This window comes from Amycolatopsis sp. NBC_00345 (assembly GCF_036116635.1).
GTDB lineage: Bacteria > Actinomycetota > Actinomycetes > Mycobacteriales > Pseudonocardiaceae > Amycolatopsis.
In genome coordinates, this window is sequence record NZ_CP107995.1 from 9,969,625 (window position 1) to 9,989,595 (window position 19,971).

Sequence of the window (19,971 nt, forward strand, 5' to 3'; positions counted from 1 at the left end):
GTGACCACCGCGGTTTCCCGGCGCACGGGCTTCCACTCCCTGCGGGTCGCCGACGTCGAGCGGCTCTGCGACGACGCCGTCGCCGTCACCTTCGACGTGCCGCCGTCGCTGGCGGAGACGTTCGCGTTCGCGCCCGGCCAGTCGTTGACGCTGCGGCGTTCCGTCGACGGCCGCGACGAGCGCCGCTCGTACTCGATCTGCGCCCAGGCGGGCTCGCGGCCGCGCGTGGGGGTGCGGCTGGTGCCCGACGGCGTCTTCTCGTCCTGGCTGGTCAACGACGTCCGCCCGGGTGACGAGGTGGAGGTGGCGGCCCCGGCGGGGTCGTTCACACCGGACTTGACCGCGGGCGGTCACCACGTGCTTGTCGCGGCGGGCTCGGGGATCACGCCCGTGCTGTCGATCGCGTCTTCGCTGCTGGCCACCCCGGACGCCACCGTGACCGTGCTGTACGGCAACCGCCGCACGGACACGGTGATGTTCGCCGACGAGCTGGCCGACCTGAAGGACCGCTGGCCGGCGCGGCTGGAGCTGGTGCACGTGCTCTCGCGCGAGCCCCGCGAGGCGGAGCTGTTCACCGGCCGCCTCGACGTGGACAAGCTGCGGGCGCTGTTCGATTCGCTGGTCCCGGTGGACGAGGTGGACCACTTCTGGCTGTGCGGCCCGTTCGGGATGGTGACGGGAGCGCAGGAGCTGCTGTCGTCACTCGGCGTGCCGGCCGAGCGAGTGCACCAGGAGCTGTTCTACGTCGACGACGTGCCGCCGGAGCCGGTGAAGCACGTGGACCCGGCCGTGGTCGGCGCGTCCTCGGAAGTCACGCTGGTGCTGGACGGCCGCTCGACGACCATGAGCCTGCCCCGCGAGTCCTCGGTGCTGGACGGCGCGCAGCGGTTCCGCCCGGACCTGCCGTTCGCCTGCAAGGGCGGGGTGTGCGGCACCTGCCGCGCCCGCGTCACCGAGGGCTCGGTGGACATGCGGCGCAACTTCGCCCTGGAGAAGTCCGAAGTGGACGCTGGGTTCGTGCTCACCTGCCAGTCCCACCCGGTCACCGACCGCGTCACCGTCGACTACGACGCCTGAGGGACTCGTGAGTGTTTATGACGGTTAGAACCGTCATAAACACTCACGAGTCCGACCAGCGGCGCGAAGAGGTAGACCGCGGCGAAGCCCCACCACGGCAACAGCGTTGCGCCGTCCGGGTGCGTGGTGAGGAGGAGCCACACTGACAGACCCGCGGCGACGCCGGTCCAGGACGCCCGCCACTTCATCGCGGCGGCCAGCGCCAACGGCCAGCTCAAGTACCACGGGAACGTCACCGCGTTGAACAGCGCGGTGACGAGCAGGGCGAGCGCGGCCCCGCGAATCGCCACCGGGCCGCCGTCTCGGGAGCGCCACCACAGCCACCCGACGAGCCCGGCGAGCACGACCCAGCCGGCCAGCCGGGCCGCCGCGAGCACCCCGGCCCCGGTGCCCAGCGGGGTCAGGTAGCCGAGCAGTTTCCCGGCCGCCGTCGGGATCGACAGCCACGTCTCGACCCACGAATTGGTGCCCAGCGCGGAAATCCAGCCGAGATCGACCCCGGCCACGACCGTCCACAGCCCGAAAACGCCGACCACGGTGGCGACCGCGCTGGCCGCGGGGACCAGCATCGCCGACGCGCGCCGCGGAGCCCTGGCGCTGTGCGCCACCCCGGAAGTCCCAGCGCGGTGCGCGACCCCGGAAGTCCCAGCGCGGTGCGCCACCCAGATCCACACCAGGAACGGCAGCGCCACGGCCGCGGTCACCTTCACCGCGGCGGCGGTGGCCACCAGCGCGAAACCGCGGACGTGGGCGTGGTCGAGCACGAACAGCGTGCCGCGGGCGAGCAGCCCGACCATGAGCAGGTCGTTGTGCGCGCCGGAGACCAGAACCAGCAGCACGAACGGATTGGCCGCGCCGAGCCACAGCGCGTTCGCCGGCCGTCCGCCGAGGTGGTCACACAGGCGGGGGAGCGAGACGCACAGCAACACCAGACCGCTGGCCAGAAGCAGCCGGGTCAGCAGCGCGGCGGGCAGGAGCTGGCCCCCGGTCACGCCGATCCCGATCTTGGTGACCAGGACGAACAGCGGCCCGTACGGCGAAGTGACGGTGAGCCATCGGTGGCTGTCCGGGTTTTCGATGATCGGGTGCGACAGCGCGGCGGGCACCGTCGAGTACGGGTCGAACCCGGAGTCCGCGACGACCCCCTGCGCCAGGTACGAGTACAGGTCGGTGCTGAACAACGGCGGCGCCAGCAACAGTGGCACGGTCCACCACAGGACCGCCCGCGTCACCCCGCGCGTGTCGGCGGTCCCGGCCATGACCTCCCGGCCCAGCCGCACCCAGGCCAGGATCAGCAGGCCCACGCCGAGGTAGAGCAGCGTGGTCGAGAGTGCCCTTCCCGGGCCGTGGCGCAGTTCGCCGAGCACGGTGCCGGTGAACAGCGGGTCGTTCGCCATCGTGGCCCCGGCGCCGGGCGCGCCGGCGCACAGCAGGATCGAGCCGAGCAGGCCCAGCCGGAACGCCGGCACTCGGTGTGGCCGGGCCATTGTGGACAGTGCGGGATCGGTCAGCATGCTCACCCTGGGAACGGATCTTCGGCGAAATGACCGTTCGAGCGTCGCCAAACGGGGTGAGCTGTTCCTGAAGGATCCTGAAGCGCGTTTCAGCCTCGGGTGGCGCTTCATGGATCATGGGGTGGTGCGGGTACTGGTGATCGAAGACGAGACGCGGCTCGCCGACGCCCTGGCCTGGGGACTGCGGGCCGACGGGTATGCCGTCGACGTGACCGGAAACGGCGCGGTCGGCCTGGAGCAGGCCCTGACTCAGCCGTACGAGGCGATCATTCTCGACATCATGTTGCCGGGCCTGAACGGGTACCGGGTCTGCGCCGAGCTGCGCCGGGCCGGCGTGGACACCCCGATCCTGATGCTGACCGCGAAGAACGGCGAGCACGACGAGGCCGAGGCGCTGGACACCGGGGCCGACGACTACCTGAGCAAGCCGTTCGCCTGGGTGGTGCTGACCGCGCGGCTACGGGCGCTGCTGCGGCGCGCGCCGTCCACCCGGTCCCCGAAGATCGAGGTCGGCGAGCTGGTGATCGACCCGGCCCGCCGCACCTGCCACCGCGCCGGGCAGGAGATCCGGCTGACGGCCAAGGAGTTCACCGTGCTGGAGTGCCTGGCCCGCCAGGCCGGCTACGTGGTGTCGAAGACGGAGATCCTGGACCGGGTGTGGGACGGCGCCTACCAGGGGGATTCCAACGTGATCGAGGTGTATGTGAGCGCGTTGCGCCGCAAGATCGACGTCCCCTTCGGCTGCCGCACCATCGACACCGTGCGCGGGGTCGGCTACCGGCTGCTCGCCGATGCGTGACTGGTGGCCGCTGCCGACGCGGGCGAGGTCGGCGCTGGTCGCGGGGCTGGCCTGCGCGTTCGTCTTCACCCTCGGTGGCCTGTCGGCCCGGCACTTCGTCGAGGTCCGGACCATGGAGCAGTCGCGGTTCCTCACCACCCAGGCCCTGACGCAGTTCAGTTTCACGCATTTCGAAGGCACCCGCTACGACGGCCCCAACCGGCCGGACTTCCCGGTCGCCAACACCAGCCTCGACGGCACCACTTTCGAGGTGGTGCTGGACTCGGGCCAGGCGGCGATCCGCAGCCACAACCTGGCGACCTACTACCCCGGACAGCCCCCGTTGCCCCCGCTACCGCCGAATATCGTTGATCCGCACCGGACGGCCACGTTCGGCAAAGGCGCGGTCGCCGGAGCCGACAACAACCTGGAGGACCGCACGTTCGAGGTCGAGGGCCTGTCGATGCGGCTCCCGGCCGAGCTGGTGAATCCACCGGGGAGGTCCGGGTACTTCTTCTTCAGCGGTCTGACTACCCCGCTCGCGGTGCCCGAGCAGCCCGAGTACGTGAACGCCACCGTGTACGTGTTCGTGGAGCCGTACTACACCGAGCGGGCGCTCGGCGGCGTCGACGGGGCGCTGTGGATCGGCATTCCCCTGTCGGTGCTGCTCGTCGCGGCCGCCGCGTGGACGGTCGCCGGACGCGCGCTGCGCCCGGTGGGGGCGATCCGCGCGGAGATGGCCGAGATCAGCGAACACGCGTTGCAGCGCCGGGTGCCGGTGCCCGCCGCGCGGGACGAGATCGCCGACCTGGCCGCCACCACCAACGCCACCCTCGACCGCCTCCAGCAGGCCATGCGCCAGCAACAGCGGTTCGTCGCCGACGCCAGCCACGAGCTGCGCAGCCCGCTGGCCGGCCTGCGCACCTGGCTCGACATCGCCCGCAGCCATCCGGACCAGGCCGACTGGCCGTCGATCACCGACCGCGCGCTGGGCGACATCGACCGGCTGCAGGCACTGGTCGCCGACCTGCTGCTGCTCGCCGAGCAGGACGGGAAACACCAGGCGCCCAGCGGTTTCGTGGACCTCGCCGCGCTGGCCGAGGAGCAGTCCGCCGAACGCCGTTACCTCGCCGTCGGCGCTGACGCCCGGGACATCCGGTGCCACGCGGAAACGGAGGCCGTTGTCCAGGGCGACCCCGCACAGCTGGAACGGGTGCTGCGCAACCTGCTCGACAACGCCGTCCGGCACGCCGAATCCACCGTCTCCGTGTCCGTCACCGTCGAGGCGGCCACCGTCGTCCTCGAGGTCGGTGACGACGGCCCCGGGATCCCACCGGCCGACCGGGAGCGCGTCTTCGACCGGTTCACCCGGCTCGACGACGCGCGGGCCCGCGACGCCGGGGGAACCGGCCTCGGCCTCGCCATCGCCCGCACCATCACCCGGCGCCACGGCGGCACGCTCCGCCTGGCCGACAGTCCGGTGGGCGCCCGGTTCGTGGCCACCTTCCTGCGGGCCGACGTCCCCGGAAGCTGATTCAGCGACGCCGGCGTCGCCGCCGCGAGCCCACCGTCAAGTCCTCGGGACCGGGTTCCGCTGCGTTTACGTTGTCTGCCAAGGTTTCCGGCAGCCCCATCATCTCCGCCGCCAGCTGCTGCGAAGACGCGAACATCCCCGAAGGCTCGTCCTTGGCCCGCCGCAGGGCCGACGGGCGCAGGCGGTTGTAACCGCGCACGGCCACCGGGCGCCGGGTGCGGAGTTCGTACGCCGGCAAGGATTCGAGCGCGCTCGCCAGCTCCCGGTCCACCAGGATCGTGTCCGGGCGGGCGACCGAGGTGAGCCGGGCGGCGAGGTTGACCACCGAGCCGTACACATCGCCGAAGCGGGACAGGATGCGGCCCGACGCCATGCCCGCGCGCACCGCCGGCAGGTCCGGCGCGGCGCTGGTCCGCTCGGTCAGCGTCAGGGCGATCTCGGCGGCCGCGGCGGGCTCGTCGGCCACGAACAGGACCTCGTCGCCGATCATCTTGACCACGCGCCCGTGGTGGTCGGCGATGACCTCCGTGGCCAGCGATTCGAACGCGTCCAGGACCTGGCTCAGCTCGTCCTCGTCGATCTGGCGGGTCAGCCGGGTGTAGCCGACCATGTCGACGAACCCGACGACCTGCGTGCGTGCTTCGAGGTCCTCATCCGACGACGCGAACGCGCGGCCCGCGTACGCCGCCAGATGCCGGCGCCAGACGAAGTTCTGCACCTGCTCCAGCTCGGGCAGCAGCCGCTCCACCAGCCGGGCCACCTGCCGGTCGCTGCGCGCCAGCTCGGGGTTCTCGGTGATCAGCGCCCACAGCATGTGCACCTGCCACTCGGCCAGCCGCGAGAGGTGCTGGCCGAGCGCGCGCGTCACCGCGACTTCGAGGTGCCGCTCCACCAGCCCGGACTGCACGAGCTGGTCGGCCGTGCGCATTGCTTCGACGTCGGCGTCGGTGAACACGGTCTCGTCGTCGTCCACCGTCGCGAACCCGAGGGCCCGCCACAGCCGTCGCGAGCGTTCCTCGGGCACGCCGGCCTTCGCGGCCACGTCCAGGCGCGTGTACTTGCGCGGGCCGCCGAGCAGCACCCGCTCGAGGCGTTGCTGCAGATCGTCCTCGGCCACGGCTCAGGTCGTGTGCACGATCAGCACGTCGACGCCCGACTTGCGGGCCACTTCCGACGGCACCGAGCCCAGGATCCGGCCGGCGAGGGTGTTGAGCCCGCGGTTGCCGACCACGAGCAGGTCGGCCGAGCGCTCGTGCACGACCTTGCGCAACGCCTCGACCGGCTCGCCTTTCAGCGCCACCGTCTCGATGTTCTTCGCGCCGGCCTTGGCCGCGCGGTCACGGGCGCTCTGCAGGGTGTCCTCGGCCGGCGCCGAGCCGACGACCTGGTAGGACTCGTCGCCCAGCTCGTCCTGCGCGCGGTCGACGTCCTGCTTGCTCGCCGGGTAGTAGGCGCACACCACGACCAGTGTGGCGCCGGCGTCGCCGGCGACCCCGGCCGCTCGGTCCACCGCGGCGAACGACGAGTCCGACCCGTCGGTGCCCACCACCACAGTCCGATACACAGCCATCGAGAACCTCCCAGCGACCGGCGAACAGGGCGATCCCGCCCCTTGTCGGGTGGAAGGTTACTCGCCAGTCGGTTTCCCCGCCGGGCGCGGTGACGCCTGGGCCTGGGCCTTCGGCTTCTGGACGTCCGAGGCCCGCAGCCGCACGGTCTTCTCGATGTCGTTCTCGCTGGTCGGGGGCTTCTTTTCGGAAACCGAGCCCGCGGGCGACGGCGACGCGGACGCCTTGATGTCCGCGGGCACGTTCGTGTCGGTCTCGCCGAGCACGTGGTGCGCCTCGGCCAGCACGGTCCGGGCCTGCCGCACCTGCTCGGCCAGGCTGGACCGGACGTTGCGCAGCGACTCGACGCGCTCGTTCGCCTGGGTGATCCGCCGGTTCGACTCGTCGGTGGCGGTGCGCACCCGGCGGCGGGCCTCGTCGGCTGCCTCGGCGAGCCGCGCGTTGGCCTCGGTGATCGAGTCCTGACGGCGCTTGTTGGCGTCGGCGACCGACTCGCGCTGACGGCGTTCGATGTCCGCCCTCGCCGTGGTCTCCTCCTCGAGCACCTTCGCGCGGATCGCGGCGGCGTCCTCGGCCGCCTCGCGCACCCGGCGCTCGGCCTCGGCCTTGCTCGCGGCCTCCTGCTCGGCCAGCGCGCGCATCGCCTCGGTGCGCCGCGCCGCCATGGCGATCTCGAAGTCCTCTTCGACCTGCGTGCGGCGGGCCTCGGACTCCGCGTCGAGCTTCTTGCGCTCGGCCTCGGCCTTGTCCGTGATCTCCTTGCCCTCGGCGCGGGCGTCCTCGAGCACCTTGCGGTGCTCCGCCTCCATCTCCTTGCGCCGGAGGTCGAGCTCGGTGAGCAGCTGCTCGTAGCGGGCGCGCATGGCGCTCGCGTCCGTCTCCGCCTTCGCGCGGATGTGGCCGGCTTCGGCCTCCGCGCGCGCCCGCGTGTCCGCGGCCTCGTCCTGCGCCAGGCGCAGCATGCGCTGAAGCCGCTCGGACAGGCCTTCGACGCTCGTCGGCGGTTGCGCCAGCCGGTCCACCTGGCCGCGCAGGTCGGCGATCTCGCCGCGCGCGATCTCCAGCTGCCGCGCCAGGTCGCCCGCCTGGCCGATGGCGGCGTCGCGGTCGCCGGTGAGCATCTTCAGGTCGGCGTCCAGCCGTTCCAGATGTTCGTCGACCTGTGCTCGGCTGTACCCGCGCTTCGCCACGTCGAAGCCGGCTCCCAGCGGCACAAGCTCCCGTTCCTCGCCAAGGCTCATGGGCACCACCGTAGCCGTAACGGGGTCTCGGACGGGTGAGCACCCACGGTGTCCGGCCGACGCGTGCGCCGACCGGGCGAACGGGATGGGCCGATGGACTCCGGTGTCAGGCCCCGCGGAAGGCGTTGATCGCGTCGATGTGCTTGGCGCGCAACTCTTCGTCGCGCACGCCCAGCCCTTCCTCCGGCGCCAGCGCGAGCACGCCGACTTTGCCCTGGTGCGCGTTGCGGTGGACGTCGAGCGCGGCCTGGCCGGTTTCTTCGAGGCGATAGGTCTTGGACAGCGTCGGGTGGACGAGCCCCTTCGCGATCAGCCGGTTGGCTTCCCACGACTCGCGGTAGTTCGCGAAGTGCGAGCCGACGATCCGCTTCAGGTTCATCCACAGGTACCGGTTGTCGTACTGGTGCATGTATCCCGATGTCGACGCACAGGTCACGATCGTGCCGCCCTTGCGCGCGGCGTAGACGGACGCGCCGAAGGTCTCGCGGCCCGGGTGCTCGAACACGATGTCCGGGTCCTCGCCGCCGGTCAGCTCGCGGATCTTCGCGCCGAAGCGCTGCCACTCCCGCTGGTCCTGCTCGTGCTCGTCCTTCCAGAACCGGTAGTCCTCCGCGTTCCGGTCGATGATCAGCTCGGCCCCGAGCTTCCGGCAGATCTCGGCCTTCTCCGGGCTGGACACGACGCACACCGGGATGCCGCCGCCGTTGAGCGCGTACTGCGTGGCGTACGAGCCGAGGCCGCCCGAGGCGCCCCAGATCAGCACGACGTCGCCCTGCTTCATGTCCGCGCCGTTGCGCGAGACGAGCTGCCGGTACGCGGTGGAGTTGACCAGCCCGGGGGAGGCGGCCTCCTCCCAGGTCAGGTGCGCCGCCTTCGGCATCAGCTGGTTCGCCTTGACCAGCGCGACCTCGGCCAGCCCGCCGAAGTTGGTCTCGAAGCCCCAGATCCGCTGCTCGGTGTCGAGCATCGTGTCGTTGTGCCCGTCCGGGCTCTCCAGCTCGACGTTCAGGCAGTGCGCGACGACCTCGTCGCCCGGCTTCCAGGTGTGCACGCCGGCGCCGGTGCGCAGCACCACGCCGGAGAGGTCGGAGCCGACCACGTGGTACGGCAGGTCGTGCCGCTTCGCCAGCGGCGAGAGCTTCCCGTACTTCTTCAGGAACTTGAACGTGGGGATCGGCTCGAAGATCGACGTCCACACGGTGTTGTAGTTGATGGCGCTCGCCATCACGGCGACCAGCGCCTCGCCCGGCCCCAGCTCGGGCGTCGGCACGTCGTCGACGTGCAGCGACTTGCGCGGGTCCTTCTCGGCGCTGGTGAGGCCGTCGAACATGGCGACCTCGTCCTCGTGCACCGTCACCCCGCGGTAGCTCTCGGGCACGGGCAGTGAGCCGACGGCGGCGCTCTCGCCGTTCAGGATGGCCTGCTTGATCTCGTCGAGCTGCGTCATCGGAACCTCCACAAGGAGCGGGTCGCGGCGTGGCGCCCGAAATTACTCGCCAGTAACTCGCGGGCACAACTGTACGAGACGAGGGGCACCCGCACACCCCGAAGTGTGACCCACGGATCTTGACCGGCTGGCCAACCAAGGCGCAGAATTGGTGTCAGGAAACTTCCTGAACAGTGAGTTCTCTGCGGAGGTGAGCACGAATGAGTGAAGTCTCGACGCGCGCCTGGACCCGGCCCCACGACTGGGCCGAGGTTGTCATCGGTGTTGTCGCCGCTCTTTCACCCCTTTGGCTGAGCACGAGCAACGCGGCGATGTGGACGATGGTGATCCTCGGTGCGCTGGTCGCCATCGACGGCCTGGTGTCGCTCGGCGCGCCCGGCGCGGTCTACGGCGAAGGGATCCAGATCGTCCTGGGCGTGTTGCTGTTCATCGCGCCGTGGGTGATCGGGTACACCGGGCTGAACGGGGCGTCGTGGACGTCCTGGGTGGCCGGCGCGCTGACGATCATCGCCAGTGTGGCCGCGATGCCGGTGGCGAACGCCGCCCACCGGACGGCCGGGCAGCACTGAAGGCGGGCAGCACTGAAGGATCGGCAGCGAAGGAGCTGGCATGACCGAGGACTCGGCGAAAGAGCGGATCCTGTGCGCCGCCGAGGAGCTTTTCGCCGAGTCCGGCTTCGAGGCCACCCCGACGTCCCGCATCGCGGAGCGCGCCGGGGTGCCGAAGGGCCTGGTGCACTACTACTTCCGCCGCAAGTCCGACCTGCTGGCCGCGCTCGTGGACCGGCTGCCGGACGAGCAGATCGAGCCCGCCACGGTGGTCGTCCCCGGCGACCTGGCGGGCAGCCTGCGCCGGCTGGTGGTCGAGCTGGACCGGCGTTTCACGGGTTCGCTCGGGCTTTCCCACCTGCTCTGGCGCGAGGCCGACACCCACCACGTGGTCCGCGAGGCGCTCGCGGACCGGTTCCAGCAGCTCGTCCGGCTGGTTCATTCGGTGATCGTGGGCGCGGCGGGCGGGCGGCTCGCGGTCGCCGACGTCGACAGCGCTTCCGGCCTGCTGGCCCGCGCGGTCAGCCACCGCCACGCCACGGCGCGGCACTCCCGCGACGACCGCCCGGCCGAATTCGACGGCGAGCTGACGTTCCTCGCGAACGCCCTCTCGTCGAAGGTCCGCAAGGCCGCCCCGGCCGACTGAGCCGCCCCAAGGTCCGTCAAGGCCTCCTTACCCGCGTAGGACGCGGGTAAGGAGGCCTTGACGGCGAGTCAGTGCGCGGCGGCCGCCGGTTCGACCAGCTCGACCAGTACGCCGCCGGCGTCCTTGGGGTGCACGAAGTTCACCCGGCTGTTCGAGGTGCCGCGCTTGGCTTCCTCGAAGAGCAGGCGCAGTCCCTTGGCGCGCAGGGCCGCGGTCGCAGCGTCCACATCGGACACTCGGAACGCGAGCTGCTGCAGCCCGGGCCCGCTGCGGCCGAGGAACTTCGCGATCGTCGAGTCGTCACGCGAAGGCGCGAGCAGCTGGATCATCGTCTCGGTGCCCGCGGCGCCGGGGGCCCGCAGCATCGCCTCGCGGACGCCCTGCTCCTCGTTCACTTCCTCGTGCGCGACTTCCAGGCCGAAGTGCTCCGAGTGGAAGGCGATCGCGGCGTCGAGGTCGGGCACCGCGATGCCGACGTGGTCGATGGCCGTCACGAAGGGCTTGAGCACGGCTTGGGCGGACTCTGCGTTCATACCCGGCAGGATAAGCGCCCACCGGCTGGTGAAGCCCCCTGAATCGGCACGTGCGCCCCCTCACACTGGCTCCATCAAGAAGCGCGCCGGCCGTCTCCGCCCGGGTATGGTCGCTGGAACTGCCAGTGCACTGATGCTTTGGAGGACGTCGTGTCCGGTTCCGTGATCCTGGGCGCTGCCCGTACTCCGATCGGCCGCCTGCTCGGCTCGTTGAAGGACTTCTCCGGCGCGCAGCTCGGCGGGTTCGCGATCAAGGCCGCGCTGGAGCGCGCCGGCGTGTCCCCGGACGCGGTGCAGTACACGATCATGGGCCAGGTCCTCACCGCCGGCGCGGGCCAGATCCCGGCGCGGCAGGCGGCCGTGGCCGCGGGCATCCCGATGGACGTGCCCGCGCTGACCATCAACAAGGTCTGCCTCTCCGGCCTGGACGCGATCGCGCTGGCCGACCAGCTGATCCGCGCCGGCGAGTTCGACCTCGTCGTCGCGGGCGGCCAGGAATCGATGACGCAGGCGCCGCACCTGCTGCCGAAATCCCGCGGCGGCTTCAAGTACGGCGACGTGACGATGCTCGACCACATGGCCCACGACGGCCTGTTCTGCGCCTTCGACCAGGTCGCCATGGGCGCGTCGACGGAGAAGCACAACGTCCGCTACGGCGTCACCCGCGAGCAGCAGGACGAGTTCTCCGCGCGTTCGCACCAGCGCGCCGCGGCGGCGATCGAGGCCGGGTTCTTCCGCGAGGAGATCGCGCCGGTTTCGATCCCGCAGCGCAAGGGCGACCCGGTGCTGTTCAGCGCCGACGAGGGCGTCCGCGCCGACACCACCGTCGAGAGCCTCGGCCGGCTGCGCCCGGCGTTCGCCTCCGACGGCACGATCACGGCCGGCACTTCGTCGCAGATCTCCGACGGCGCGGCCGCGGTGGTCGTCGCCAGCGCGGAGAAGGCCGCGGAGCTGGGCCTCACGCCGCTGGCCGAGATCGGCGCGCACGGTGTTGTCGCCGGCCCGGACGCTTCGCTGCACGAGCAGCCGTCCAACGCGATCCGCAAGGCACTGGCCAAGGCCAAGCTGGACGTGAGCGACCTCGATCTGGTCGAGATCAACGAGGCGTTCGCCGCCGTCGGCGTGGTCTCGGCCGAGAAGCTGGGCCTGGACCCGGCGAAGGTGAACGTCAACGGCGGCGCCATCGCGCTGGGGCACCCGATCGGCGCGTCCGGCGCGCGGCTCGCCGTGCACCTGGTGCACGAGCTGCGCCGCCGCGGTGGCGGGCTCGGCGCGGCCGCGCTGTGCGGTGGCGGCGGCCAGGGCGACGCCCTGCTGCTGCGCGTCCCCTCGGCGTAAAGGGTTGGCTGCACCCGATCTCGACGAGCTGGTCGGCCGCGCGCGCGAAGGACAGCCGCGCGCGGTCGCCCGGTTGATCTCGCTGGTCGAGGACGCCTCGCCGCGGGTCGCGGACATCGCCCGCCTGTTGACGCCGCACACCGGCAACGCGCGGGTGGTCGGCCTGACCGGCCCGCCCGGTGTCGGCAAGTCGACATCAACGTCCGCGCTGCTCACGGCGTTACGGTCGGCGGGCCTGCGGGTCGGGGTGCTGGCGATCGACCCGTCCTCGCCGTTTTCCGGCGGGGCCCTGCTGGGCGACCGGATCCGGATGACCGAGCACGCGACCGACCCCGGGGTGTTCATCCGCTCGATGGCCACCCGCGGCCACCTCGGCGGCCTGTCCTGGGCGACGCCGCAGGCCGTGCGCGTGCTCGACGCGGCGGGCTTCGACGTGGTGCTGATCGAGACCGTCGGGGTCGGTCAGTCCGAAGTGGACGTCGTGAAACTGGCTGACACCACCGTGGTCCTGCTCGCGCCCGGCATGGGCGACGGCATCCAGGCGGCGAAGGCGGGGGTGCTGGAGATCGCGGACGTGTTCGTGGTCAACAAAGCCGACCGCGACGGCGCCGAGGCGACGGTGCACGACCTGAAACAGATGATCTCCCTGGCCCGCCGCGAACTGCGCGGCCCGAGCTGGCGGCAGCCGATCGTGCGGACCATCGCGTCGAAGGGCGAGGGCGCCGCCGAGGTCGTCGCGGCGCTGGATTCGCACCATGCCTGGCTGACGGCCCACGGCGAACTCGCCCGCCGCCGCGCGGCCCGCGCCCGCGACGAGGTGGAGGCCATCGCGCTGCGCCGCCTGCGCGCCGAACTGGCCGACCTCCGCGACGGCGACCGGCTGGCCGGCCTCGCCGACCGCGTGGTCGCCCGTGAACTGGACCCGTTCGCCGCGGCGGAGGCTTTGATCGCCGACTTGCGGGGTTATTGACCCGGACATGCTTGCTCGCCGCGGTCCCTGAAGGCCACCTTCAGGGACGTACATGCCCTCAAGGTGGCCTTCAGGGACCCGCGCCGCTGTCAGTGGGCCGACTGGGCCCGTTCGTAGAGCGGCTGGGTTATCGTCGCGCTGAACTGCGGTCCCACCAGGTGACGGGTGCAGTTCTCGGTGGCGTCCGAGGGGCAGACTTTCCCTGCGGCGTCGAAGAAACCCGCGTGAGTGTTGTCGCCGACGACGGTGCCCGAACCGGTAGCAGGGTCGAAATCACGCAGGCGCGGGCCGCCGCTGGAGCCGCCGCCCATCACGCACGCGGTGCCCCATTCATCGGGCGAGTCGGGGTAGTCCGCGGTGCCCGGGTAGTGCTTCGCGGGGCCGTGGCAGAAGGCGAGGCGTTCGCCGATGTACTCGGGCAAGCCCTCGCGCGCCGGGTCGGACGCCGCACGCGGGTAGCCGAACTGGTAGACGTCGGCGTCGCCCGGTGTGTCGAAGCCGATCTTCTGGGCCGCGCCCACGGCGTCTTCGACGGGCTGGCCCGCCTCGTTCGGGTTCAGCGCCACAAAGGCTTGGTCGTAGGCATCGAACTTCGCCGCGTTCTGCTGGTCGTTCGCGAGCCAGGTCTGGTCGGCGACGCCGAGCCGGCCGACGAACTTCCCGTACGGCGCCTGGCCGTCGTGGTAGCCGGGGATGAAGAGGGAATTGGCGTTCCAGGCCGGGTTTTCGCCGAGCAGGTCGGTGTTTTCGACGCAGTGCCCGGCCGTGACGACGGTGCTGCGGTTGGCGCTGCGGACCACCGTCGCCGTGCAGCTGGAGTCCTCGCCGTGGTCGGTGAAGAAGAGCCGGCCGAAGGTCGCGGCCGGGCCGGTCCACGGCGCGCCGTCGGCGGCGGCTTTCGGCGGGTTGTCCGACGACGGCTGCGTGAGCGCCTTGATCCGCTCGGGGGTCCAGTAGTCCAGTACGGCCTTCTGCTGGGCGGCCGTCACGGCGAGGTCGCTGGTGGCGACGTCCGACGCGGCGGCGGAGGCAGGGGTCACGGCTCCCACCGAGAAGAGCACGGCGGCGCCGGCGAGCAGCACGGCGCGTAGGCGGATGATCGACATACCGGCACGCTAGGGAGAAGTTGTCAGGCGCTGGTCAGCGTCCGATGAGCATCCGCGACTTTCGCGGGCTGCCGTGCCGGCGCGGGCGTTCCTATACTGCGGATCTGCTACTGGGGATCATCGGAAAGGCATCGCATGAAGAGAGTCCTCGTCACCGCGCTGGCGGTCGGCGCGCTGTTCGCCGCGGTCACGCCCGCGGCCACCGCGGCCACTGCCACCGCGCCGCCGAAGGTCACGCACGGTCCGTGCCAGTACACCGAGACGCCGGACGACCCCGCGGTCCGGCCCGTCTCGCTGCCGCCGGACCCGCGGCACACCCCGGACCACGGCAAGGTGGACGTCCTGGTCTCCACCAGCCAGGGCTCGCTGCCGCTGCGGCTGGACCGCGCGCAGGCGCCGTGCACCGTGCAGAGCTTCGTGCACCTGGCCACCCAGCGGTACTTCGACTTCACCACCTGCCACCGGCTCACGGCGTACCCGACGCTGAAGGTGCTGCAGTGCGGCGACCCGTCGGCCACCGGCGAGGGCGGTCCCGGGTACAAGTTCGGCGACGAGCTGCCGACGACGCTGCCGCCCGCGCCGAACGACCCGACCGGCCAGCGCCGGATCTACTCGCGCGGCCTGCTGGCCATGGCGAACGCCGGCCCGGACACCAACGGCTCGCAGTTCTTCGTCGTCTACGGCGATTCCACGCTGCTGCCCAACTACACCGTCTTCGGCACGGTCGGCGCCCCCGGCCTGCGCACGCTGGACAAGGTCGCGGCGGGCGGCATCAAGCCGGACGCGGACACCCCGCCGGGCACCACGCCCGTCGACGGCACGCCGGTGCGCACCACCGAGCTGCGCCACGTCCTCCCGCTCTGCCTGTTCTGCGGCTGAGCTGACTCTGAAGCGCCCCAATGCGGCGTTGGTTGCGTTGGACGCACCGAACGCCACATTGGGGCGCATTCGGCCAGGCCCTGATCCAGGCTCAGGAGGTGACCTCCCACAAGGCCTCGACCAGGGCCTGGGTGGCGCCCGCGAACGCGTGGCCGGCCGGGGCGCTGTACCCGGCGATCACCCCGCCCGGCCCGCGTTCGCCGTGCCAGCACGGGTCGAGGCCCTCGATGCCGATGGACCGGCGGCGGCACGCGGCCAGCACCTCGGTCTCGGTCGGGCTGTCCGCACCGTCCAGCATGAGCAGCAGGTGCAGGCCGGCGGCGATCCCTTGTGGACGGACGGTGCCGGGCAGCGCGGCGAGCAGCCGGTCGCGCCGGGCCCGGTACTCCGCCCGGGACCGGCGGACGTGCCGGTCGTAAGCGCCCGAGGAGATCAGCTCGGCCAGCGCGAGCTGGTCGAGCAGGGGCGGCCGCGCGCCGCTGTCGACCACCGCCGCGCGGACCGGCTCGACCAATGCCCGCGGCAGCACCAGCCAGGCCAGCCTCAGCGCGGGCGCCAGCGTCTTGCTCGCCGTGCCCGCGTAGACGACGTGCTCGGGCGCCAATGCTTGTAACGCGCCGATCTGCTGGCGGTCGAAGCGGAACTCGCCGTCGTAGTCGTCCTCCACGACGATCGCGCCGGTCTCGTGGGCCCAGCGGGTCAGCGCCGCCCGCCGCTCGGGCGCGAGCGCGACGCCCATCGGGAACTGGTGCGCGGCGGTGACGACGACGGCGGGACTGTCCAGTTCGGACACTCGAAGCCCGTGCGCGTCGACGTCCACCGGCCGGACCCGTAGCCCGTTCGCGGTGGCGATGTCGCGGTAGATGCTCAGCGACGGGTTCTCGAAGGCCGTTTCGGTCACCCCGCGTTCCCGCAGCACCCGGGCGAGCAAGGCGACCGCGTGCGAGAAACCGCAGCACACCACGGTCCGTTCCGGATCGGCGAGCACCCCGCGGCTGCGGGAGAGGTAACCCGCCAGCGCGGCCCGCAGTTCGGGCGCGCCCAGCTCGGCCCGATAGCCGAAGTCGGCCGCGGCCGTGTGCTGCAGGGCTTTGCGGCTGGCGGCCTGCCAGTCGGCGCGGGGGAACATCGTCAGGTCCGGCCGGCCAGGGCGCAGGTCCCAGCGCGGCGCCGGCTCGTGCGGGACGGGCTGGGGCGCGGACTGCGGCAGCGTCCCGGCTGTGGCGACGCGGGTGGGCGCGCCCTGCAGGGTGTGCAGGTACCCCTCGGCGGCGAGGTCGGCGTACACGCGCGTGACGGTCCCCCTCGCGACGCCGAGGTCGGCCGCCAGCGCGCGCGTGGACGGGACCGCCGCGCCCGGGTGCCAGCGCCCCGACCGGATGGCGGCGCGGATCGCGTCCGCGAGTCCCGGCCGGCCCGTGTCCGGCCGCCAGTCGAGGTGCACGTCGATGCCCGAACTGGACCACGTTTCTGCCATGACACTGGACCATACTCGTGGACCAGTTTGGGTTAGCGTTGAAGACATGACAAAACGCATCGCGATCGGGCGCGGAGTGCCCGGGATCTACCAGGCCATGGCCCACCTGCAGGGCGAGGTCGACAAAGCGGCCGCGAACGCCGGGGTCGACGGGAAGCTGCTGGAGCTGGTGAAGATCCGCACGTCGCAGATCAACGGCTGCGCCTTCTGCCTCGACATGCACACCCACGACTCCATCGGCATGGGCGAGTCGCCCCGGCGGATCTTCGTGCTCGACGCCTGGCGCGAGACGGAGCTGTACACCGAGCAGGAGCGCGCGGCGCTGGCGCTGACCGAGTCGATGACGCGGATCGCCGACGCCAAGGACGTGCCGGAGGACGTCTACGCCGAGGCCGTCCGGGTGTTCACCGAAGAGCAGTACCGGGTGATCGCGTGGGCGATCATCACGATCAACTCGTGGAACCGCATCGCGGTCCCCAGCCATTCGCCGCTGCCGGACCGCACCGCGTGAGCGCCGGCGCACTGCGGGCGCTGCACGTTCCGGGACGCCCGCTGGTGCTGCCGAACGCCTGGGACGCCGACTCCGCACGACTCGTCGTCGAGGCCGGTTTCCCTGTGGTGGCAACGAGTTCCGCGGCTGTCGCGGCGGTGCTCGGCCACCCGGACGGCGAGGGCGCGCCGGTGGCCGACATGCTCGCCGCCGCCGCGCGGATCGTCGGCGCGGTGTCCGTGCCGGTGACCGTCGACGCGGAGTCCGGGTACGGCCTGGCGCCGGCCGACCTCGCGGGCCGGCTGCTGGAGATCGGCGTGGCCGGGTGCAACTACGAGGACACCGATCACTCGGCCGGTGGCCGGCGTCGGCCGTTCGACGAGCAGGCCGCGCGCATCACGGAACTGCGCAAGGCCGCGGGTGACGAGCTGGTGCTCAACGCGCGCGTCGACTCGTTCCTCGGCGTGCCCGACGAAGCGGCCGTGTTCGACGACGCTGTGGCCCGCGGCCGCGCCTACCTCGAGGCGGGCGCGGACTGCGTGTACCCGATCCTGGTGCGCTCGCCCGAACTGCTCGGCGAGTTCGTCCGCCAGGTCGGTGGCCCGGTGAACGCTGCCGCTTTCCCTGGCGGCCCGGGGCTCTCCGCACTCGCCGACCTGGGGGTGGCGCGGATTTCCCTGGGCACGGGGCTGTGGCGGCATCTGCGCGGCGTGCTGCAGGACGTCCTCGGCGGTATTGCCGCGGGGCGGCTGCCTTACTGAACCGTTAAGGCCTCCTTACCCGCGTCCGACGCGGGTAAGGAGGCCTTAACGGACTTCGGTGGCTCAGTGCTCGGTGGCCTTCTCGGCGCCCGCGCCGGTCAGGGACCGCACCTCCATCTCCGCGTACTTCGCCGCGTTGTGCTCCTTCGACAGCACGGTGCCGAGCCAGCCGAGGAAAAACGCGATCGGGATCGAGACCAGGCCCGGGTTGTCGAGCGGGAACCAGTGGAAGTCCACGCCCTGGAGCATCGACGCGCTCTTGCCCGTCTTCGCGTCGATCGGCTTCCCGGAGACCGCGGGCGAGAAGATGATCAGCACGAGGGTGATGATCAGGCCGCCGTAGATGCTCCACAGCGCGCCCTGGGTGTTGAACCGCTTCCAGAACAGCGAGTACAGGATCGTCGGCAGGTTCGCCGACGCGGCGACGGCGAACGCCAGCGCCACCAGGAAGGCGACGTTCTGCCCGTTGGCCAGGATGCCGCCGAGGATCGCGACGGCGCCGATCACCAGCGCGGTGATCCGCGCGACGCGGACCTCCGAGCCCGGCCGCGTCTTGCCCTTCTTGAGGACGTTCGTGTACACGTCGTGGGCGAAGGAGGCCGACGCGGTGATCGTCAGCCCGGCCACCACCGCGAGGATCGTGGCGAACGCGATGGCGGAGATCAGCCCCAGCAGCACCGGGCCGCCGAGTTCCAGCGCCAGCAGCGGCGCGGCCGAGTTGACGCCGCCGGGCGCGGCCTTGATCTCGTCCGGCCCGACCAGCGCGCCGGCGCCGTAGCCGAGCACCAGCGTGAACAGGTAGAACACGCCGATCAGCACGATCGCCCAGACCACCGAACGGCGGGCCTCACGCGCCGTCGGCACGGTGTAGAAGCGCATCAGCACGTGGGGCAGGCCCGCGGTGCCGAGCACCAGCGCGATGCCGAGCGAGAAGAAGTCCAGTTTGGACGTTCCGGTGGCGCCGTACTGCTTGCCCGGCCCGAGCAGCGTCTCGCCGGCCTTGCCCGCCTTGTCGACGGCGCCCTGCAGCAGGTCGGAGAAGTTGAAGCCGTACTTGCCCAGCACCCACAGCGTCATCGCGAGCGCGCCGATGATCAGCAGCGCGGCCTTGATGATCTGCACCCAGGTGGTGCCCTTCATACCGCCGATCAGCACGTAGGCGATCATGATCACGCCGACCACGGCGATGACCACGGACTGCGCGGCCTTGCCCTCGATGCCCAGCAGCAGCGCGACCAGGCCGCCCGCGCCGGACATCTGCGCCAGCAGGTAGAAGAACGACACCACGAGCGTCGAGATGGCCGCGGCGGCGCGCACGGGCCGCTGCTTCATCCGGAACGCCAGCACGTCGCCCATGGTGAACCGGCCGGTGTTGCGCAGCAGCTCCGCGACGAGCAGCAGCGCCACCAGCCACGCGACCAGGAAGCCGATCGAGTAGAGGAAGCCGTCGTAGCCGTAGACCGCGATGGCGCCGGCGATGCCGAGGAACGACGCGGCCGACAGGTAGTCGCCGGAGATCGCGATGCCGTTCTGCGGGCCGGTGAACGCGCGCCCGGCGGCGTAGTAGTCCGAGGCGGTTTTGCTGTTGCGGCTCGCGCGGAACACGATCACGAGCGTGATCAGCACGAACACGGCGAAGATGATGATGTTCAGCGTCGGGTTGCTGCCCTCGACGCCGGCCGCCAGCGTGGTCATTCGGACTCCTTCGCGGCCGGGTGCTCGATGTCCTCACGGATCCGGTCGGACAGCGGGTCCAGCTTCCGGTTGGCGTAGCGGACATACAGCCACGTGATGAGGAACGTGGAGACGAACTGCAGCAGGCCGAACAGCAGGCCGACGGTGAAGTTCCCGGCCAGCTTGGTGCTCATGAACCCGTGCGCGTAGTCCGCCAGCAGCACGTACAGCAGGTACCAGGCGAGGAACAGCCCGGCCATCGGGAAGACGAACCGCCGCAGCCGCCCGCGCAGCTCCCGGAACTCGGCGCTCTGCTGCACCTGCTCCCAGTCCGCGTCCGGCGGCCCGCCGGTCGCCTCGGTGTCGCCTGCGGTCATGGGCTTCTCCCTC

At 71.5% G+C, this 19,971-nt stretch carries 20 protein-coding genes; 10 read left to right on the top strand and 10 right to left on the bottom strand.

The window, feature by feature from the left end; all coding sequences use genetic code 11:
- Window positions 1–1,077 carry a 1,2-phenylacetyl-CoA epoxidase subunit PaaE gene (paaE, locus tag OG943_RS45570; protein WP_328607079.1) on the top strand — a complete coding sequence of 359 codons (1,077 nt, stop codon included), beginning with the start codon at window positions 1–3 and terminating at the stop codon, window positions 1,075–1,077.
- Here paaE and mptB read toward each other — a convergent pair.
- On the bottom strand, window positions 1,065–2,591 hold the full coding sequence (gene mptB / locus OG943_RS45575) for a polyprenol phosphomannose-dependent alpha 1,6 mannosyltransferase MptB (RefSeq protein WP_328612345.1): 1,527 nt from the start codon (window positions 2,589–2,591) through the stop codon (window positions 1,065–1,067). The genes paaE and mptB overlap by 13 nt on opposite strands.
- A gap of 124 nt (window positions 2,592–2,715) precedes the next feature.
- On the opposite strand from mptB, the gene OG943_RS45580 reads away from it, so the two are divergent.
- A complete protein-coding gene (locus OG943_RS45580) occupies window positions 2,716–3,390 on the top strand; it encodes a response regulator transcription factor (protein WP_328612346.1) in 675 nt (224 codons plus the stop codon).
- The gene (locus tag OG943_RS45585; protein ID WP_328607080.1) at window positions 3,383–4,903 is read left to right on the top strand and encodes a sensor histidine kinase; all 1,521 of its coding nucleotides are present in this window, start codon (window positions 3,383–3,385) and stop codon (window positions 4,901–4,903) included. The genes OG943_RS45580 and OG943_RS45585 overlap by 8 nt, the downstream gene beginning before the upstream one ends.
- Window position 4,904: 1 nt before the next feature.
- On the opposite strand, the gene OG943_RS45590 is transcribed toward OG943_RS45585, so the two are convergent.
- The 4 genes from OG943_RS45590 to ccrA all read right to left on the bottom strand — a co-directional run bounded on the left by OG943_RS45590 (window position 4,905) and on the right by ccrA (window position 9,159).
- Window positions 4,905–6,020 (bottom strand): adenylate/guanylate cyclase domain-containing protein, encoded by a 1,116-nt coding sequence (locus OG943_RS45590; RefSeq protein ID WP_328607081.1) that lies wholly within the window; start codon window positions 6,018–6,020, stop codon window positions 4,905–4,907.
- 3 nt (window positions 6,021–6,023) lie between these two features.
- The gene (locus tag OG943_RS45595; protein ID WP_328607082.1) at window positions 6,024–6,473 is read right to left on the bottom strand and encodes a universal stress protein; all 450 of its coding nucleotides are present in this window, start codon (window positions 6,471–6,473) and stop codon (window positions 6,024–6,026) included.
- A 57-nt stretch (window positions 6,474–6,530) separates the two neighbouring features.
- The gene (locus OG943_RS45600; protein WP_442874848.1) at window positions 6,531–7,685 is read right to left on the bottom strand and encodes a chromosome segregation protein; all 1,155 of its coding nucleotides are present in this window, start codon (window positions 7,683–7,685) and stop codon (window positions 6,531–6,533) included.
- Between the two features lie 133 nt (window positions 7,686–7,818).
- A complete protein-coding gene (gene ccrA / locus OG943_RS45605; protein ID WP_328607084.1) occupies window positions 7,819–9,159 on the bottom strand; it encodes a crotonyl-CoA carboxylase/reductase in 1,341 nt (446 codons plus the stop codon).
- Between the two features lie 200 nt (window positions 9,160–9,359).
- On the opposite strand from ccrA, the gene OG943_RS45610 reads away from it, so the two are divergent.
- The gene (locus OG943_RS45610; protein WP_328607085.1) at window positions 9,360–9,728 is read left to right on the top strand and encodes an SPW repeat protein; all 369 of its coding nucleotides are present in this window, start codon (window positions 9,360–9,362) and stop codon (window positions 9,726–9,728) included.
- 40 nt (window positions 9,729–9,768) lie between these two features.
- Window positions 9,769–10,353, top strand: coding sequence for a TetR/AcrR family transcriptional regulator (locus OG943_RS45615; RefSeq protein ID WP_328607086.1), 585 nt, complete (start codon window positions 9,769–9,771; stop codon window positions 10,351–10,353).
- 68 nt (window positions 10,354–10,421) lie between these two features.
- On the opposite strand, the gene mce is transcribed toward OG943_RS45615, so the two are convergent.
- A complete protein-coding gene (gene mce, locus OG943_RS45620) occupies window positions 10,422–10,886 on the bottom strand; it encodes a methylmalonyl-CoA epimerase (protein WP_328607087.1) in 465 nt (154 codons plus the stop codon).
- A 150-nt stretch (window positions 10,887–11,036) separates the two neighbouring features.
- On the opposite strand from mce, the gene OG943_RS45625 reads away from it, so the two are divergent.
- Window positions 11,037–12,224 (top strand): acetyl-CoA C-acetyltransferase, encoded by a 1,188-nt coding sequence (locus OG943_RS45625; RefSeq protein WP_328607088.1) that lies wholly within the window; start codon window positions 11,037–11,039, stop codon window positions 12,222–12,224.
- A gap of 4 nt (window positions 12,225–12,228) precedes the next feature.
- Window positions 12,229–13,194 carry a methylmalonyl Co-A mutase-associated GTPase MeaB gene (gene meaB / locus OG943_RS45630; RefSeq protein WP_328607089.1) on the top strand — a complete coding sequence of 322 codons (966 nt, stop codon included), beginning with the start codon at window positions 12,229–12,231 and terminating at the stop codon, window positions 13,192–13,194.
- Between the two features lie 89 nt (window positions 13,195–13,283).
- Here the strand turns inward: meaB and OG943_RS45635 are convergent, their stop codons facing one another.
- The gene (locus OG943_RS45635) at window positions 13,284–14,300 is read right to left on the bottom strand and encodes a trypsin-like serine peptidase (RefSeq protein ID WP_328607090.1); all 1,017 of its coding nucleotides are present in this window, start codon (window positions 14,298–14,300) and stop codon (window positions 13,284–13,286) included.
- Between the two features lie 135 nt (window positions 14,301–14,435).
- On the opposite strand from OG943_RS45635, the gene OG943_RS45640 reads away from it, so the two are divergent.
- Window positions 14,436–15,179, top strand: a complete 744-nt coding sequence (locus OG943_RS45640; RefSeq protein WP_328607091.1) for a peptidylprolyl isomerase — start codon at window positions 14,436–14,438, stop codon at window positions 15,177–15,179.
- A gap of 91 nt (window positions 15,180–15,270) precedes the next feature.
- Here the strand turns inward: OG943_RS45640 and pdxR are convergent, their stop codons facing one another.
- The gene (pdxR, locus tag OG943_RS45645; protein WP_328607092.1) at window positions 15,271–16,656 is read right to left on the bottom strand and encodes a MocR-like pyridoxine biosynthesis transcription factor PdxR; all 1,386 of its coding nucleotides are present in this window, start codon (window positions 16,654–16,656) and stop codon (window positions 15,271–15,273) included.
- A gap of 46 nt (window positions 16,657–16,702) precedes the next feature.
- Here pdxR and OG943_RS45650 point away from each other — a divergent pair, with 46 nt between their 5' ends.
- Complete coding sequence (locus OG943_RS45650; RefSeq protein ID WP_328607093.1) at window positions 16,703–17,167, top strand: carboxymuconolactone decarboxylase family protein; 465 nt, start codon at window positions 16,703–16,705, stop codon at window positions 17,165–17,167.
- On the top strand, window positions 17,164–17,907 hold the full coding sequence (locus OG943_RS45655) for an isocitrate lyase/PEP mutase family protein (RefSeq protein ID WP_328607094.1): 744 nt from the start codon (window positions 17,164–17,166) through the stop codon (window positions 17,905–17,907). Before OG943_RS45650 ends, OG943_RS45655 begins: the two co-directional genes overlap by 4 nt.
- Window positions 17,908–17,970: 63 nt before the next feature.
- Here the strand turns inward: OG943_RS45655 and OG943_RS45660 are convergent, their stop codons facing one another.
- Both OG943_RS45660 and OG943_RS45665 read right to left on the bottom strand, forming a co-directional pair.
- Window positions 17,971–19,602 (bottom strand): solute symporter family protein, encoded by a 1,632-nt coding sequence (locus tag OG943_RS45660; protein WP_328607095.1) that lies wholly within the window; start codon window positions 19,600–19,602, stop codon window positions 17,971–17,973.
- On the bottom strand, window positions 19,599–19,958 hold the full coding sequence (locus OG943_RS45665) for a DUF485 domain-containing protein (protein ID WP_328607096.1): 360 nt from the start codon (window positions 19,956–19,958) through the stop codon (window positions 19,599–19,601). The genes OG943_RS45660 and OG943_RS45665 overlap by 4 nt, the downstream gene beginning before the upstream one ends.
- Between the last annotated feature and the right edge of the window lie 13 nt (window positions 19,959–19,971).

What these genes read in the sequence shown, in the direction of transcription:
- mce (WP_328607087.1), bottom strand. Translation starts at nt 10,886, where the DNA reads ATGAACGCAGAGTCCGCCCAAGCCGTGCTCAAGCCCTTCGTGACGGCC.
- OG943_RS45640 (WP_328607091.1), top strand. Translation starts at nt 14,436, where the DNA reads ATGAAGAGAGTCCTCGTCACCGCGCTGGCGGTCGGCGCGCTGTTCGCC.
- OG943_RS45585 (WP_328607080.1), top strand. Translation starts at nt 3,383, where the DNA reads ATGCGTGACTGGTGGCCGCTGCCGACGCGGGCGAGGTCGGCGCTGGTC.
- mptB (WP_328612345.1), bottom strand. Translation starts at nt 2,591, where the DNA reads ATGCTGACCGATCCCGCACTGTCCACAATGGCCCGGCCACACCGAGTG.
- pdxR (WP_328607092.1), bottom strand. Translation starts at nt 16,656, where the DNA reads ATGGCAGAAACGTGGTCCAGTTCGGGCATCGACGTGCACCTCGACTGG.
- OG943_RS45615 (WP_328607086.1), top strand. Translation starts at nt 9,769, where the DNA reads ATGACCGAGGACTCGGCGAAAGAGCGGATCCTGTGCGCCGCCGAGGAG.
- OG943_RS45650 (WP_328607093.1), top strand. Translation starts at nt 16,703, where the DNA reads ATGACAAAACGCATCGCGATCGGGCGCGGAGTGCCCGGGATCTACCAG.
- OG943_RS45595 (WP_328607082.1), bottom strand. Translation starts at nt 6,473, where the DNA reads ATGGCTGTGTATCGGACTGTGGTGGTGGGCACCGACGGGTCGGACTCG.
- ccrA (WP_328607084.1), bottom strand. Translation starts at nt 9,159, where the DNA reads ATGACGCAGCTCGACGAGATCAAGCAGGCCATCCTGAACGGCGAGAGC.
- OG943_RS45660 (WP_328607095.1), bottom strand. Translation starts at nt 19,602, where the DNA reads ATGACCACGCTGGCGGCCGGCGTCGAGGGCAGCAACCCGACGCTGAAC.
- OG943_RS45635 (WP_328607090.1), bottom strand. Translation starts at nt 14,300, where the DNA reads ATGTCGATCATCCGCCTACGCGCCGTGCTGCTCGCCGGCGCCGCCGTG.
- OG943_RS45665 (WP_328607096.1), bottom strand. Translation starts at nt 19,958, where the DNA reads ATGACCGCAGGCGACACCGAGGCGACCGGCGGGCCGCCGGACGCGGAC.
- OG943_RS45610 (WP_328607085.1), top strand. Translation starts at nt 9,360, where the DNA reads ATGAGTGAAGTCTCGACGCGCGCCTGGACCCGGCCCCACGACTGGGCC.